Origin of the sequence: Burkholderia catarinensis (genome assembly GCF_001883705.2) — a bacterium.
GTDB lineage: Bacteria > Pseudomonadota > Gammaproteobacteria > Burkholderiales > Burkholderiaceae > Burkholderia > Burkholderia catarinensis.
The window spans coordinates 244475-260497 of the sequence record NZ_MDEQ02000007.1 but is presented as its reverse complement, the minus strand read 5'-3'; the positions used below and the strand labels follow the sequence as shown (position 1 = coordinate 260497).

At 67.3% G+C, this 16023-nt stretch carries 11 protein-coding genes; 9 read left to right on the top strand and 2 right to left on the bottom strand.

What is annotated here, in order from left to right:
* Positions 1–57 precede the first annotated feature (57 nt).
* The 4 genes from BFF94_RS13960 (at position 58) to BFF94_RS13945 (ending at position 3719) form a co-directional block, all read left to right on the top strand.
* Positions 58–1164, top strand: coding sequence for a fimbrial protein (locus BFF94_RS13960; RefSeq protein ID WP_246637298.1), 1107 nt, complete (start codon positions 58–60; stop codon positions 1162–1164).
* 194 nt (positions 1165–1358) lie between these two features.
* Positions 1359–2174 carry an ABC transporter substrate-binding protein gene (locus BFF94_RS13955; protein ID WP_128843711.1) on the top strand — a complete coding sequence of 272 codons (816 nt, stop codon included), beginning with the start codon at positions 1359–1361 and terminating at the stop codon, positions 2172–2174.
* 94 nt (positions 2175–2268) lie between these two features.
* Complete coding sequence (locus tag BFF94_RS13950; RefSeq protein ID WP_219139466.1) at positions 2269–2991, top strand: amino acid ABC transporter permease; 723 nt, start codon at positions 2269–2271, stop codon at positions 2989–2991.
* A 2-nt stretch (positions 2992–2993) separates the two neighbouring features.
* Positions 2994–3719: an amino acid ABC transporter permease gene (locus BFF94_RS13945; protein WP_219139465.1), complete on the top strand. Its 726-nt coding sequence runs from the start codon at positions 2994–2996 to the stop codon at positions 3717–3719.
* 159 nt (positions 3720–3878) lie between these two features.
* On the opposite strand, the gene BFF94_RS13940 is transcribed toward BFF94_RS13945, so the two are convergent.
* Both BFF94_RS13940 and BFF94_RS13935 read right to left on the bottom strand, forming a co-directional pair.
* Positions 3879–5144, bottom strand: a complete 1266-nt coding sequence (locus tag BFF94_RS13940; protein WP_219139484.1) for a M23 family metallopeptidase — start codon at positions 5142–5144, stop codon at positions 3879–3881.
* Between the two features lie 324 nt (positions 5145–5468).
* The gene (locus BFF94_RS13935; protein WP_128846311.1) at positions 5469–6131 is read right to left on the bottom strand and encodes a TetR family transcriptional regulator; all 663 of its coding nucleotides are present in this window, start codon (positions 6129–6131) and stop codon (positions 5469–5471) included.
* A gap of 149 nt (positions 6132–6280) precedes the next feature.
* Between BFF94_RS13935 and BFF94_RS13930 the strand changes: the two genes are divergently transcribed.
* From BFF94_RS13930 to BFF94_RS13910, 5 genes are all read left to right on the top strand, one after another.
* Positions 6281–7480, top strand: coding sequence for a MexX/AxyX family multidrug efflux RND transporter periplasmic adaptor subunit (locus tag BFF94_RS13930; RefSeq protein ID WP_219139464.1), 1200 nt, complete (start codon positions 6281–6283; stop codon positions 7478–7480).
* A gap of 20 nt (positions 7481–7500) precedes the next feature.
* Positions 7501–10638 (top strand): multidrug efflux RND transporter permease subunit, encoded by a 3138-nt coding sequence (locus tag BFF94_RS13925; protein WP_219139463.1) that lies wholly within the window; start codon positions 7501–7503, stop codon positions 10636–10638.
* A complete protein-coding gene (locus BFF94_RS13920; protein WP_219139483.1) occupies positions 10638–12098 on the top strand; it encodes an efflux transporter outer membrane subunit in 1461 nt (486 codons plus the stop codon). Before BFF94_RS13925 ends, BFF94_RS13920 begins: the two co-directional genes overlap by 1 nt.
* 837 nt (positions 12099–12935) lie before the next feature.
* Positions 12936–13448, top strand: coding sequence for a fimbrial protein (locus tag BFF94_RS13915; protein WP_128842501.1), 513 nt, complete (start codon positions 12936–12938; stop codon positions 13446–13448).
* Positions 13449–13533: 85 nt separating this feature from the next.
* Positions 13534–16020, top strand: a complete 2487-nt coding sequence (locus tag BFF94_RS13910; protein ID WP_504740292.1) for a fimbria/pilus outer membrane usher protein — start codon at positions 13534–13536, stop codon at positions 16018–16020.
* Positions 16021–16023: the final 3 nt, after the last annotated feature.

Genomic DNA, 16023 nt, shown 5'->3' with positions numbered 1-16023 from the left:
GGCATGACAAGTTTTTTGCAGCAGGCTCAACGGCGAAGCCGTTCGGCCGTGCGTTGGATGCCGGCAATCTGGTGCGCGGTGTTCGCATGTGGCGCGAATGCGGCGAATCAGAATGCATCGGCGCTCGACTGCACGTTCAGCAACATCCAGGCCTCGCCCTGGACCGTGGTGACGCCGTTGACGAACGCGACGCCGGTGGGTGCAACGCTGTATAGGCGCGGCGTGTCGCTGTACGTCTCGTACAAGTACGGAGGTTCGTCTGAGACGGCGCACGAACTGGTGACCGCTGGACACTGGCAGTCCGGTAGCCTCGAAACGGTGCCAACGAACGTCGACGGCATCGGATTCAAGTGGGCCGGCGCCACCAGCGAAGGCGTCGAGCACACGGTGCCGCAAGCCGTGAACCCGATCGCCCTGGCCAAGAGCGCCGTGTTGAATCCTGGGGGCGCGACGACCAATACCATCGTTTCGAACTTCCGGCAGTATCTGATTCTCGAGAAGCCGCCCTCGCAGTTGCCGCCGGGGGAGCTCGTCGTCAATAATCTGCCCGGCAATCCGACCGTCGCGCTGTACGCGATCGATTTTCCGGCCGGCGTTGCATCGGTGGGCGGCGCCGTATCGGTGCCCGGCGCCACGAACCCGCCCGATCTGTGCAACAAGGCGATCCGATATACCGGTGCCGGCAACCTGACGATCGGCGGCGGCGGCCCGATTCCCGTGCCGAACACCTGCGAGGTGCAGTCGGGCATGATCGTGCCGGTCTCGCTCGGCAATATCGCGCTCAACCGCTTCGCCAGCGTGAACGCCACGTCGCAGCCGGTCGATTTCAGCATCACGCTCAACCAGTGCGCGGCCGCGGCGAAGCCGACCATCAGCTTTCGCGACAAGGCGGCGCAACCGAACCCGGACAAGACGCTGCTGCAGTTGAGCGCGCCGGGCGGCCAGGCGGTCGCGCGCGGGTTCAACATCGTGATGACGAATACGCTGACCGGCGAGCGGATCGCATACGACGAGCCAAACGCGGCACCGCCTTATCCGATGAAGCGCGTCGGCGATACGGCCGTCATGCCGTTGCGCGCGCAGTACATCCGCACCGGCGCCGACGGCGAACTCAAGGCGGGCTATGCCGGCGGCGCGGCGGAGTTCACGTTCACGTTTCCATGACCGCCGCATGCGTGAGGTGAGGGCGCGCCGACCTCATCACGAAACCCGCAGAGCAAAGCACCATTTGTTGGTTCGGATTCGCCGCACGCGCTGATACGTTAGCGGCTTCGCGACGACACACTCCGTCGCGAGATTCCTCGAACCGGGCCGCCGCGTGATCCGCGGCGGCCTTCATAACAAACCAGGCCGTGCTCATGAAAATCCACACGCTCGCTATATGGCTCATCGGGGCCGCGCTCGTCACCGCAGGCACCGTCGCGCATGCGGACCGTCTCGACGACATCAGGAAGGCCGGCGTGCTGCGCGTCGCGACGTTCGACAGCAACCCGCCGTTCGGCTATGTCGACGGCAAGAGCAATCACATCGTCGGCCTCGACGCCGACTATGCGAAGGCACTCGCCGACAAGCTCGGCGTGAAGCTGCAACTGCAGCCGACGAACCCCGCGAACCGCATTCCGTTCCTGACGTCCGGCAAGGTCGATCTGGTGCTCGCGAACTTCACGATCACCGACGAACGCGCGAAGCAGGTCGACTTCAGCATTCCGTATTTCTCGTCGGGCCAGCAATTTCTCGCGAAGAAGGGCGTGCTGAAATCGGCCGACCAGTTGAACGGCCTGCGCGTCGGCGCGGACAAGGGGACGACGAACGAGATCACGCTGCGCGAGAAATTCCCGAAGGCGACGATCGTCGCGTATGACGATACGCCGTTCGCGTTCGCCGCGCTGCGCGCCGGCAACGTGCAGGCGATCACGCAGGACGGCCCGAAGCTGATCGGCCTGCTCGCGAACGTGCCCGACAAGCAGAACTACGAGATTCCGGCGTTCACGATCTCGAACGACTACATGGGCGTCGGCGTGCCGAAGGGCGAGACGCGCCTGCTCGGCTTCGTCAACGACACGCTGAAGGGGCTCGAGGCGAGCGGCCGCGCCGTGCAGATCTACGATGCCTGGTTCGGGCCGACGACGAAGACGCCGCTTACGCGGATCTTCCGCATCGGCGACAAGACCTGAGCCGTGCCGCACGCGCGCCGCGATCGGTCGGAACATCGGCATCGCGGCGCTTTCCATTTTCTTTCGATCGCGCGCTTAGCGCCCGCACCCCAGCATGCTCGGGTTGGCTCCCAAATATCTGTCCTGGCTCTGGCAGGGCTTCCTGCTGACACTCGGCCTCGCGGCCGCGTCGGCCGTCGTCGCGACCGCCGGCGGGCTGCTGCTCGCGGTCATGCGTCATGCGCGCGGCTTGGCGCCGCGCGCGGCCGCCGCCGCCTACGTCGTCGCGTTCCGCAACACGCCGCTGCTCGTGCAGTTGCTGTTCTGGTATTTCGGTGTCGCGTCGTTGCTGCCCGACACGTGGATCGCATGGCTGAACGCGCGCCATGAAGTGAGCGCGGGCCCGTTCACGCTCGCGTGGCCGTCGTTCGAATTCGTCGCGGGCTGGGTCGGGCTGAGCGCGTACACGGCCGCGTTCGTCGCCGAGGAATGCGAAGCCGGGCTGCGCGGCGTGCGCCGTGCGCAACACGACGCGGCAGCCGCGCTCGGCCTCACGCCGATGCAGTCGCTGCGCTACGTGGTGCTGCCGCAGGCCGTGCGCATCGCGCTGCCGCCGCTGTTCGGCCAATACATGAATCTCGTGAAGAACTCGTCGCTCGCGATGGCGATCGGCGTGGCCGAGCTGTCGTATGCATCGCGGCAGGTCGAGACCGAGACGTTCAAGACCTTTGCCGCGTTCGGCGTCGCGACCGTGCTGTACGTCGCGGCGGTGGCCGCGATCGAGGCCGGCGCCTACGCGGCCACGCAATGGCGTGACAGGCTGGGAGCGGGGCGCTGACGATGGACCTTTCGCTGCTTCTTTCCAATCTGCCGTACCTGCTCGTCGGCGCGTTCCCGGAGGGCCCGTTGGGCGGTGCCGCGCTGTCGCTGGTGCTGGCGATCGCGTCCGCGATTGCGTCGGCAGTGCTCGGCGTGGCGCTCGGCGTCGCGATGGCGCTCACGCGCGGCCCGGTGCGCGTGCTGCTGCTCGCGTTCATCGGCTTCTTCCGTGCGATTCCGGTGCTGATGCTGATTTTCTGGACGTATTTCCTGATGCCCGTGCTGCTGCACATGGACGTGCCGGGGCTCGCGACGGTCGTGTGCGCACTGGCGCTCGTCGGCGGCGCGTATCTCGCGCATGCGGTGCATGCGGGCATCGTCGCGGCGGGCGACGGGCAATGGCAGGCCGGGCTGTCGCTCGGGCTCACGCGCTGGCAGACGATCCGCCATGTGCTGCTGCCGCAGGCGATCCGGATCATGACGCCGTCGTTCGTGAACCAGTGGGTCGCGCTCGTGAAGGACACGTCGCTCGCGTATATCGTCGGCGTGCCGGAGCTGTCGTTCGTCGCGACGCAGGTGAACAACCGGCTGATGGTGTATCCGGCGCCGATCTTCCTGTTCGTCGCGGTGATCTATCTGGTGCTGTGCACGTCGCTGGATGGCGCAGCGCGCTGGCTGCTGTCGCGCCGGCCGCGCGCGGAACGCGCCGCGCAGGCGGCGGCCGAATGCACGGAACCCGCGCGATGACGGCGCGCCGCGCTCGCGGCCGCGGCGAACTGTCGGTGACAGCGCGTCAGTGAAGATCCGCAGCGGGCCGGTCGGGCCCGGCGTGCAGTGCGGGCAAGGACGACGGACAGCCTTTCAGTGGTGCCGCCGCTGCTCGATCGGCAGCAGGCGGCACGTGCGTCACGATGCCGCGTAGTGCGCATTGAAGACCGCGCGCAGCGTCGATTTGTCGATGGCGAAATCGCCCCACAGCGGCCCGTCGCTCTGCGCGAACGCGAACGGCGCCGTGCTGATCGACGCGAGGCGGAAGCGCCATTGCGCCGCTTCCTGGCGGAATGCAGTGAGCTGCATGTCGGACAGCGCCGTCTGCGCGCTCGCGAGCGTGACGAGCGGGTCGACCGGATCGTTCGCCACGCGCACCTCGAAATGCAGGTGCGGGCCCGTTGCGGCGCCCGTCATCCCGACCGAGCCGAGCCGTTGGCCCTGCTTCACGGTTTCGCCCGTCTTGAGCCCGCGCGCGAACGCGGACAGGTGCGCGTAGTAGGTCGAGTAGCCGTCCGCGTGATCGACGATCACGTAGTGGCCGTAGCCGCCCGGATCGGTGCCGACGAACGACACGACGCCGTCGGCCGCCGCGTCGACGGGCGTGCCGGTCGGCGCGGCGAGATCGACGCCCGTGTGGAACGCCATCGCTTGCGACAGCGGATGGATGCGCTCGCCGAAGAACGAGCTGATGCGCGTCCACTTGACCGGCATCGTGAATGCGGCGGCTTCGAGCGGCGAGCCGTCGAGCGCGTAGTACGCGCCGTGCTCGGCGCCCGGTGCGCGGAACCAGATCGCGCCGAACGTGCGGCCGGCGACGCGCAACTCGAGCGCGGTGAGGCGCGGCGTGCCATCGTTCGACTCGTACGCGACGCGGTAATAGTCGCCGCGTTGCGCGCTCGCGCGCATCGCGACCTTGCCGCTGACGAGATCGCCGAGCTGGATGCGCACCTCGGGCGGCACGTCGAGGCGGTTCAGCGTATCGGACAGCGTGAGCTCGATGTTGCCCGCACGCATCCCGTGCTGGTTTTCGGGCGTCGCGAACTGAAACAGGCTCGTATAGCCGAGCATGTCGTTGCGGTGTGCGCTGAGCGGCGCGAACAGGCCCGGCTGCAGGCTGCGATCATTGCGGTCGGTGTGTTCATCGCGCTCGCCGATCGTGCGGGCGAGCTCGCTCGACACGAAATGCTGCGCGGTAGGAAACGGCGTGTCGGACAGCACGCGCTGCGGCAGCGCGGCTGTGCCCGAGTCGACGGCGCCCGGCAGTTGCGACACGGCCGGCAGCGCGGCGGCGAGGCCGAATGCGGCGAGGGCGCCGAGCACGGCGGCCGGCACGAGCGCGCGCACGACGCGCTGCGCGCGGCCGGGCGCGACAGCATCAGGAATTGCGGCAGGCTTGACCAAGGGTGTCCACATCCAGGAAAGCGGTTCAAAGGGGTGTGGGCAGGGGCCGTCGGCGGCACAACCGTCGAACGGTGACGGGGCGGGCGGCGGGCGTGCAACAAAACAGGCCCCGCCAGGGGCCTGTGTCGTTTCCGTTCGACCCAACGCGCGGGACGGGCCCGCTTCGAACGGCGGCGTGCATGCCGGGTCGAACCCGGTTATCACGAAGACGCTAAAGAAAGATGACAGCGTCAGTCTACCGATGTTCCGCGAAACGTTAAAAATTTTAAAGGGGGTCAGCTCATTCGTTTCGCAGTGCGGTAAATCGGGTTAAATCAGCATTTATTACGACGATTGGCGCTCGTCTGGCAATTTTTGCGCGCGGACGCGCAGCGCGACGGAGGTGCGGACGGCGTCGAAGCCGGCGTCGAGCATCGCTTCGGCGTCGTTCCACAGGTTGCCGCGCAGCCGGTTGGTCCAGATCATCGACGCGAACACGCCTTCGAGCAGCGACACGAGATAGACGGCGGCCAGATGCACGTCGAGATCGGCGGCGATTTCGCCGGCCGCGATCGCGCGGCGCAGCAGCGCCTTCGTGATCCGCAGCATCTGCAGTTCGAGCAGCATGCGGCGCCGCTGCAGCGCGCCGTTTTCCTCGCTCTGCTCGCACTTCGTATAGAGGATCACGAGCACGCGCTGCATCGGGCCCGGCTCGCCGCACTCCTGCAGGTAGTGCGACGCGGCGCGCCGCAGCGTGGCGAACGGCGGCAGCCCGTCGCCCGCGTCGAAGCCTTCCGACGTGTGCGCGAACGCGCGGTCGCACATCGCGAGACACACTTCCATCTTGTTGCGGTAGTGGCCGTAGACGGCGCCCCGCGACATCCCGGCGGCCTCGGCGAGGTCCGCCATCGCGGTTTGCGCGACGCCTCTCTCGAGCAGCACGAGCTCGGCGGCGTCGAGGATCCGGTGCTTGATGGCGAGCGATTCTTCCCGGGTCTTGCGGGCCATGGCGTGAATTTCCTTACAATTCGCTGTCGTTTTATTGAGACAGTATGGCGGTCAGATTGAAACCGCTCGTAATTAATCAGTCGTGACTGATTATAATCGGCCACCCTGAGCTGCCGCATTTTATCGGCGGCGAACGATCCGAGGTCACCATGAATAACAATCGCTCCCTGTTGCGCCGCCGGCTGGCGCCGTTCGCGCTGGCGGCCGTGCTGGCCGTGGCCGGATGTGGAAAGGGCGACAAGGACGCCGCGCCGGAGGCCGCGAAACAGGCGACCGTCGTGACGGTGCGCCCGACGGCCGTGCCGATGACCGTCGAATTGCCGGGCCGGCTCGACGCGTACCGGCAGGCGGAAGTGCGCGCGCGGGTCGCGGGCATCGTCACTGCGCGCACCTACGAGGAAGGCCAGGAAGTCAAGCAGGGCGCGGTGCTGTTCCGCATCGATCCCGCGCCGCTGAAGGCCGCGCGCGACGGCGCGCAGGGCGCGCTCGCGAAGGCGCAGGCCGCCGCGCTCGCGGCAAGCGACAAGCGCCGCCGTTATGACGATCTCGTGCGCGACCGCGCGGTGAGCGAGCGCGATCACACCGAGGCCGTCGCCGGCGACACGCAGGCGAAGGCCGAGGTCGCGTCCGCGAAGGCCGAGCTCGCGCGTGCGCAACTGCAGCTCGACTATGCGACCGTCACCGCGCCGATCGCCGGCCGCGCGCGGCGCGCGCTCGTGACCGAAGGCGCGCTCGTCGGCCAGGACCAGGCGACGCCGCTCACGACCGTCGAGCAGCTCGATCCGATCTACGTGAACTTCTCGCAGCCGGCCGCCGATGTCGACGCGCTGCGCCGCGCGGTGAAGAGCGGGCGCGCGACGGGCATCGCGCAGCACGACGTCGCGGTGACGCTGCTGCGCGCGGACGGCACCGCGTATCCGCTGAAGGGCAAGCTGCTGTTCAGCGATCTCGCGGTCGACCCGACCACCGACACCGTCGCGATGCGCGCGCTATTCCCGAATCCGGAGCGCGAGCTGCTGCCCGGCGCGTATGTGCGGATCGCGCTCGACACGGCGGTCGACCAGCGGGCGATCCTCGTGCCGCGCGACGCGCTGCTGCGCACGACCGACCGCACGTCGGTGCGCGTCGTCGGCGCGAACGGCAAGGTCAAGGACGTCGAGGTCGCGGCCGACCAGATGAGCGGCCATGACTGGCGCATCACGCGCGGCCTCGCGGGCGGCGAGCGCGTGATCGTCGACAACGCCGCGCAGTTCGCGCCCGATACGGCCGTCAAGCCCGTCGAGAAGGCATCGCCGTCGCGGGCGGCGCCGGCCGCGGCCGCTTCGCAGGCGGCCGCCCGTCAAACCTGACCGGTTCAAACCCAACCACCATGGCACGTTTCTTCATCGATCGCCCCGTCTTCGCGTGGGTGATCGCAATCTTCATCATGCTGGGCGGCGCATTCGCGATCCGCACGCTGCCCGTTGCGCAGTACCCGGACATCGCGCCGCCCGTCGTCAGCATCTATGCGACGTACCCCGGCGCGTCCGCGCAGGTCGTCGAGGAATCGGTGACCGCGCTGATCGAGCGCGAAATGAACGGCGCGCCGGGGCTGATGTACACGTCGGCGACGAGCAGCGCCGGGATGGCGTCGCTGTACCTGACGTTCAAGCAGGGCGTGAACGCCGATCTCGCGGCCGTCGAAGTGCAGAACCGGCTGAAGACGGTCGAGGCGCGGCTGCCCGAACCCGTGCGGCGCGACGGCATCCAGGTCGAGAAGGCCGCCGACAACATCCAGCTCGTGGTGTCGCTGACGTCCGACGACGGGCGGATGAGCAGCGTGAGGCTCGGCGAATATGCGTCGGCGAACGTCGTGCAGGCGCTGCGCCGCGTCGAGGGTGTCGGCAAGGTGCAGTTCTGGGGCGCCGAATATGCGATGCGGATCTGGCCCGACCCGGTGAAGATGGCCGGGCACGGCCTCACCGCGTCGGAGATCGCGTCGGCCGTGCGCGCGCACAACGCGCGCGTGACGATCGGCGACATCGGCCGCAGCGCGGTGCCGGCCAGCGCGCCGATCGCGGCGACCGTGTTCGCCGATGCGCCGCTGAAGACGCCGGCCGATTTCGGCGCGATCGCGCTGCGTACGCAGGCCGACGGCTCCGCGCTCTACCTGCGCGACGTCGCGCGCGTCGAGTTCGGCGGCAACGACTACAACTATCCGTCGTACGTGAACGGCAAGGTCGCGACCGGGATGGGCATCAAGCTCGCGCCGGGCTCGAACGCGGTATCGACCGAGAAGCGCGTGCGCGCGACGATGGACGAGCTGTCCAGGTACTTCCCGCCGGGCGTGAAATACCAGATCCCGTACGAGACGTCGTCGTTCGTGCGCGTGTCGATGAACAAGGTCGTCACGACGCTGATCGAGGCCGGCGTGCTGGTGTTCCTCGTGATGTTCCTGTTCATGCAGAACCTGCGCGCGACGCTGATCCCGACGCTCGTCGTGCCGGTCGCGCTCGCGGGCACGTTCGGCGTGATGTATGCGGCCGGCTTCTCGATCAACGTGCTGACGATGTTCGGGATGGTGCTTGCGATCGGCATCCTCGTCGACGATGCGATCGTCGTCGTCGAGAACGTCGAGCGGCTGATGGTCGAGGAAGGGCTTGGGCCCTACGACGCGACCGTGAAGGCGATGAAGCAGATCAGCGGCGCGATCATCGGGATCACCGTGGTGCTGACGTCGGTGTTCGTGCCGATGGCGTTCTTCGGCGGCGCGGTGGGCAACATCTACCGGCAGTTCGCGCTGTCGCTCGCGGTGTCGATCGGTTTCTCGGCCTTCCTCGCGCTGTCGCTGACGCCCGCGCTGTGCGCAACGTTGCTCAAGCCCGTCTCCGGCGAGCATCACGAGAAGCGCGGCTTCTTCGGCTGGTTCAACCGTTTCGTCGCGCGTGCGACGCAGCGCTACGCGACGCGGGTCGGCGCGATGCTGAAGAAGCCGGTGCGCTGGCTCGTCGTGTACGGCGCGCTGACCGCGGCCGCTGCGCTGATGCTCACGCAACTGCCGACCGCGTTCCTGCCGGACGAGGACCAGGGCAACTTCATGGTGATGGTGATCCGGCCGCAAGGCACGCCGCTCGCGGAAACGATGCAGAGCGTGCGCGAAGTCGAGTCGACTATCCTCCACGACGAGCCGGCCGCGTATACGTTCGCGCTCGGCGGCTTCAACCTGTACGGCGAAGGGCCGAACGGCGGGATGATCTTCGTCACGCTGAAGAACTGGAAGGAGCGCAAGGCCGGGCGCGATCACGTGCAGGCGATCGTCGCGCGCATCAACGAGCGATTCGCGGGCACGCCGAACACGACGGTGTTCGCGATGAACTCGCCGGCGCTGCCCGATCTCGGTTCGTCGAGCGGCTTCGACTTCCGGCTGCAGAACCGCGGCGGTCTCGACTACGCGGCGTTCAGCGCCGCGCGCGAGCAACTGCTCGCGGCGGGCGGCAAGGACCGGGCGCTCACCGACCTGATGTTCGCCGGCACGCAGGACGCGCCGCAACTGAAGCTCGATATCGATCGTGCGAAGGCCTCCGCGCTCGGCGTGTCGATGGACGAGATCAACACGACGCTCGCGGTGATGTTCGGCTCGGACTATATCGGCGACTTCATGCACGGCACCCAGGTGCGGCGCGTGATCGTGCAGGCCGACGGGCTGCACCGGCTCGATCCGGACGACGTGAAGAAGCTGCGCGTGCGCAACGCGCGCGGCGAGATGGTGCCGCTCGCGGCGTTCACGACGCTGCACTGGACGCTCGGGCCGCCGCAGCTCACGCGCTACAACGGCTATCCGTCGTTCACGATCAACGGCTCGGCCGCGGAAGGCCACAGCAGCGGCGAGGCGATGACCGCGATCGAGCGGATCGCGGCGAAGCTGCCGGCCGGCATCGGCTACGCATGGTCGGGGCAGTCGTTCGAGGAGCGGCTGTCGGGCGCGCAGGCGCCGATGCTGTTCGCGCTGTCGGTGCTCGTCGTGTTCCTCGCGCTCGCGGCGCTCTACGAGAGCTGGTCGATCCCGTTCGCGGTGATGCTGGTCGTCCCGCTCGGCGTGATCGGCGCGGTGCTCGGCGTCACGCTGCGGATGATGCCGAACGACATCTATTTCAAGGTGGGGCTGATCGCGACGATCGGGCTGTCCGCGAAGAACGCGATCCTGATCGTCGAAGTCGCGAAGGACCTGGTCGCGCAGCGCATGTCGCTCGTCGACGCCGCGCTCGAGGCCGCGCGCCTGCGGCTGCGGCCGATCGTGATGACGTCGCTTGCGTTCGGCGTGGGCGTGCTGCCGCTCGCGTTCGCGTCGGGCGCCGCGTCCGGCGCGCAGATGGCGATCGGCACCGGCGTGCTGGGCGGCGTGATCACGGCGACCGTGCTCGCGGTGTTCCTCGTTCCGCTGTTTTTCGTGATCGTCGGCCGCCTGTTCGACGTCGGCCCGCGCCGGCGCGGCGGGGCGCAGCCGGCGACGATGGAGGGTTCGCCATGATGTTTGCGCTGAATGCACGCGCCGCGCTGCGGGTTCAGGTCGCGCTGGCCGCCGCGCTGGCGCTCGCCGGCTGCTCGCTCGCGCCGCGTTACGAACGGCCGGCGGCGCCGGTGCCGGCGACCTATGCGCCGGTGGACGGCAGCACGGCGCCGGCCGCTGAACCGGCCGCGGCGCAGGATGCCGCGCTGCTCGACGACTGGCAGGCGTATTTCACCGATCCGGCGCTGCAGGCATGGATCGATGCGGCGCTCGCGAACAACCGCGACCTGCGGATCGCGGCCGGCCGGCTCGAGGAGGCGCGTGCGCTGTACGGCGTGCAGCGCGCGGACCTGATGCCGTCGGTCGATGCGAATCTCGGCTATGAACGCGTGCGCCAGTACGATCCGGTCGTGCGCGAAAGCGCGATCAGCGGGCTGTATCGCGCGGGCGTCGGCGTCAGCGCGTACGAGCTCGACCTGTTCGGCCGCGTGCGCAGCCTGTCCGATGCGGCGCTCGCCGAATACTTCGCGACGGCCGACGCGCAGCGCACGGTCCGCATCGGCGTGATCGCCGAAGTGGCGGGCGCGTATGTATCGGAGCGCTCGCTGTACGAGCAGCTCGCGCTGGCACAGCGCACGCTGGACGCGCGCGTACGGATGGCCGCGCTCACGCAGCGTCGCTACGCGGCCGGCACGAGCGACGCGATCGAGCTGCGTTCGGCCGAGATGCTGGTGGCATCCGCGCGTGCGTCGCAGGCCGCGCTGCAGCGCGAGCATGCGCAGGCCGTGCGGGCGCTGCAGTTGCTCGCGGGCGATTTCGCGCGCAACGTGCCGGGCGACGCGACCGCGCTCGACACATTGTCGATCGCGCCCGTGGCGCCGGGCGCGCCGAGCGAGCTGCTCGAACGGCGGCCGGACGTCCGGCAGGCCGAGGCGCGGCTGAGGGCCGCCAACGCGCAGATCGGCGCCGCGCGTGCGGCGTTCTTCCCGCGCATCGCGCTGACGACCGACTACGGCTCGGTCAGCGACGCGTTCTCGAGCCTGTTCGCGGGCGGCACGAGCGTGTGGACGTTCGCGCCGCGCCTCACGCTGCCGATCTTCGCGGGCGGACGCAATCGCGCGAACCTCGATGTCGCGAACGCGCGCAAGCACATCGCGGTCGCCGAATACGAGAAGGCGGTGCAGACCGCGTTCCGCGAAGTAGCCGACGCGTTCGCCGCGCGCGACTGGATCGATCGCCAGCTTGCCGCGCAGCAGGACGTGTATACGGCGGACGGTGCGCGGCTGAAGCTCGCGGAGCGTCGCTACGCGGGTGGCGTCGCGACGTATCTCGAATTGCTCGACGCGCAGCGCAGCACATACGAGTCGGGGCAGGAGCTGATCCGGCTCAAGCAGCTCAGGCTCGCGAATGCGATCGCGCTGTACCGCGCGCTCGGCGGCGGCTGGTCGCCGGCGTCGGTGGAGGCCGCGGCTTCCGCGTAATACCCGTCGCCCGACACGACAGCGCGTCGGGCGGCAAGACGGCGGCGGTTCGATGCGACGTGCCGTCGCCGCCTCCTTCGACCGATATCGCTGTTCCAGCGCTATCTTTCCCCACCGACAGGCCGGCCAGGACGTCTTTCATCCTGCAGCAACGCGCAAGTGCGCGTTCCGGAACGGCCCGCGTCCGGCGACCGCTCGTGTCGCAATCCGGCGCAAACGTGTGCGGTTCATTTTTCCCATTTCCTCCCCTGCGATGCGGCCCGGATGTCGGGTCCCGGTGGCCGTGCACGCACGCGATTTCCGACCTGGAATTGACGGTCGAATTAATCCATGCATTGGAATTAATGAGGGTGGCAAAGTGTCGCAGCAAAACGTTTGTATTCACGTCGCAATCGTTTGCGCGAAAAAATCGAATTGATTGAGTCGCCGGTTAATTTCCTGTTTGTTGAAAATGATTTGATATTGGCGTTGTCGACTGACAACGATGGCGGCGCCGGACAATGTTTTGTCTTTTTTAGATGGATCTTGTGGGGGCCAATGTCAGCAAGGATCGGCGGGGTGGTGTTGGTTGATTGTCGGAAATATATTTAATCTTCAATTGCTTCCGTCGAATAAAAAAGGACTGCGGATAAAAATGGCGGGATTGAAAATCGACAGGAAATAGTGCGGGTTTAGAGGGGTAAATCGAACATTGTCAGAGGCATTTGACAATGATTTACAGAAAACTTTCAAGATTATCTCGATAATGCTGCCTCGTGACGGACGGGAGCCAACCACACGCTGCCGTTTGTGTCCGCCACGTCGTCCATTCCATTTGTACTCCTTACGGGAAACGTCATGAAAAAATCCCTCCTGACCGCTGTCGCACTCGCGGCCCTGTCGACCTCGGCCTTCGCAGCGGGCGCCGGCACGATCAACTTCACCGGCGAGATCGTCGCGGGCGCATGCGGCATCGATTCGGGCTCGGTCAACCAGACCGTGCAGCTCGGCAAGGTGCCGACTCACACGTTCACGAAGGCTGGCGACAAGTCCGCGCCGGTTGGCTTCGAGATCAAGCTGACGGATTGCGACACCAGCGTTTCGAAACAGGCGAAGTTCACGTTCACGGGCTCGTCGAGCGCAACGCAGCCGAAGCTGCTCGCGACGATCGGCTCCGCGACCAACGTCGGCATCCGCCTGCAGGGCGCGTCGGGTGAAGACGTCGACAACGGCGTCGAGCAAGCAGCGCCGACGTTGCTGTCGAACGGCAACAACGTCGTGAAGTTCTCGGCGCGCTACGAAGCGACGGCAGCCGGCGTGACGCCGGGTACGGCCGACAGCGTCGCGAACTTCACGGTTCGCTACGAGTAAGCGCCCGTATCGGAGGAGGGGTGCATGCATCCCTTCCTCTTCTTTCCTCCCCGTTTTCTTCTCCTCGGACTTCCGGTAGCGCCGCGTGCGAATCAGACATTCCTTCCTTTGCGTCTCCGTGCTGGTCGTCGGCAGCCCGGGCCATGCGACGGAATTCAATTCGTCGTTCCTCGACATCGATGGAACGGGCAACGTCGACCTGTCGCAGTTCTCGCAGGCCGACTTCACGCTGCCGGGCGAGTACATGCTCGACGTGCAGGTCAACGACCTGTTCCTCGGGCTGCAGGCGATCGAGTTCGTGGCCGTCGACGCGTCCGGTGCGGGCAAGCCATGCCTGCGTCCGGAACTCGTCGCGCGGTTCGGCCTGAAGCCGTCGCTTGCGAAGGACCTGCCGCGCTTCCAGGGCGGAAGCTGCGTCGACCTGACGGCGATCGAAGGGGCGACCGTGCGTTACCTGAAGAGCGACGGGCGGCTCAGGATCACGATTCCGCAGGCCGCGCTCGAGTTCACCGATTCGACTTACCTGCCGCCCGAGAACTGGTCTGCAGGCATTCCTGGTGCGATGCTCGACTATCGCGTGCTCGTGAACACGAATCGCAATTTCGGTGCGACAGGCGGACAGACCAATTCGATCCAGGCCTACGGGACGATCGGCGCGAACTGGGATGCGTGGCGCTTTCGCGGCGACTACCAGGCGCAATCGAACGCGGGTAACACGGCGTACGCGGACCGCACGTTCCGCTTCAGCCGGCTTTACGCATTTCGCGCGCTGCCGTCGATCCAGTCGACGGCGACGTTCGGCGACGACTACCTGAGCTCCGACATTTTCGACACGTTCGCGCTGACGGGCGCGTCGATCCGCAGCGACGACCGTATGCTGCCGCCGGCGTTGCGCGGCTATGCGCCGCTGATCTCGGGCGTCGCGCGCACCAATGCGACCGTGACCGTGTCGCAGGCGGGCCGCGTGCTGTACGTGACGCGCGTGTCGCCAGGCGCCTTCGCGCTGCAGAACATCAACACGAGCGTGCAGGGCACGCTCGACGTCGCGGTCGAGGAAGAGGACGGCAGCGTGCAGCGCTTCCAGGTGACGACGGCCGCCGTGCCGTTCCTCGCGCGTACCGGGCAGTTGCGCTACAAGGCTGCGCTCGGCAAGCCGCGCCTGTTCGGCGGCGCCGGCATCACGCCGTTCTTCGGCTTCGGCGAGGCCGCGTATGGCCTGCCGCTGGACTTAACCGTGTACGGCGGCTTCATCGCCGCGTCGGGCTATACGTCGATCGCGCTCGGCGTCGGCCGCGATTTCGGTACGTTCGGCGCGCTGTCGGCCGACGTCACGCATGCGCGGGCGCGCCTGTGGTGGAACGGCGCGACGCGCAACGGCAACTCGTACCGCGTCAACTATTCGAAGCACTTCGACACGCTCGATGCCGACGTACGCTTCTTCGGCTACCGTTTTTCGGAGCGCGAATACACGAACTTCGCGCAGTTCACGGGCGACCCGACCTCGTACGGTCTTGCCAACAGCAAGCAGCGCTATTCGGCATCGATGTCGAAGCGCTTCGGCGACACGTCGACCTATTTCTCGTACGACCAGACGACCTACTGGGCGCGCGCGTCCGAGCAGCGCGTCGGTATCACGCTGACGCGCTCGTTCTCGGTCGGCACGCTGCGTAACCTGAGCGTGAACGTGTCGGCATTTCGCACGCAGAGTGCAGGCGCGAGCGGCAACCAGTTCTCCGTCACCGCGACGCTGCCGATTGGCGTCAACCACACCGTCACGTCGAACGTGACGACGGGCAGCGGCAGCACGAGCGTGAACGCCGGCTACATCTACGACGATTCGGACGGCCGCACCTACCAGATCAACACGGGTGCGACCAACGGCCGCGCATCGGCAAACGCGAGCTTCCGTCAGCGCACGTCGGCGTACCAGCTCACCGCGCAGGCGTCGACGCTTGCCAACTCGTATGCGGCCGCGTCGCTTGAAGTCGACGGCTCGTTCGTCGCGACGCAGTACGGCCTCTCCGCGCACGCGAACGGCAATGCGGGCGATACGCGTCTGCTGGTGTCGACCGACGGCGTGCCCGATGTGCCGCTGTCCGGCTCGCTCACGCATACCAATTCGCGCGGCTATGCGGTGCTCGACGGCATCTCGCCGTACAACGTGTACGACGCGACCGTCAACGTCGAGAAGCTGCCGCTCGAAGTGCAGGTGACGAACCCGATCCAGCGCATGGTGCTGACCGACGGCGCGATCGGTTTCGTGAAGTTCACCGCCGCGCGCGGCAGCAACCTGTACCTGACGCTGACCGACGCGGCCGGCAAGCCGCTGCCGTTCGGCGCGTCGGTGCAGGACGCGGCGAACGGCAAGGAGCTCGGCATCGTCGGCGAGGGTGGGGCGGCGTTCCTGACCCAGGTTCAGCCGAAATCCACGCTCGCGGTGCGGGCGGGCGAACGCACGCTCTGCACGGTCGACGCACTGCCGAACCAGCTCCAACTCGAAGGCACGCCGATCCCGGTGACGTGCCAGACGCCCGGCGAGTCGCATGCAGCGGCCGCGCGGGTCGAACGATGATTT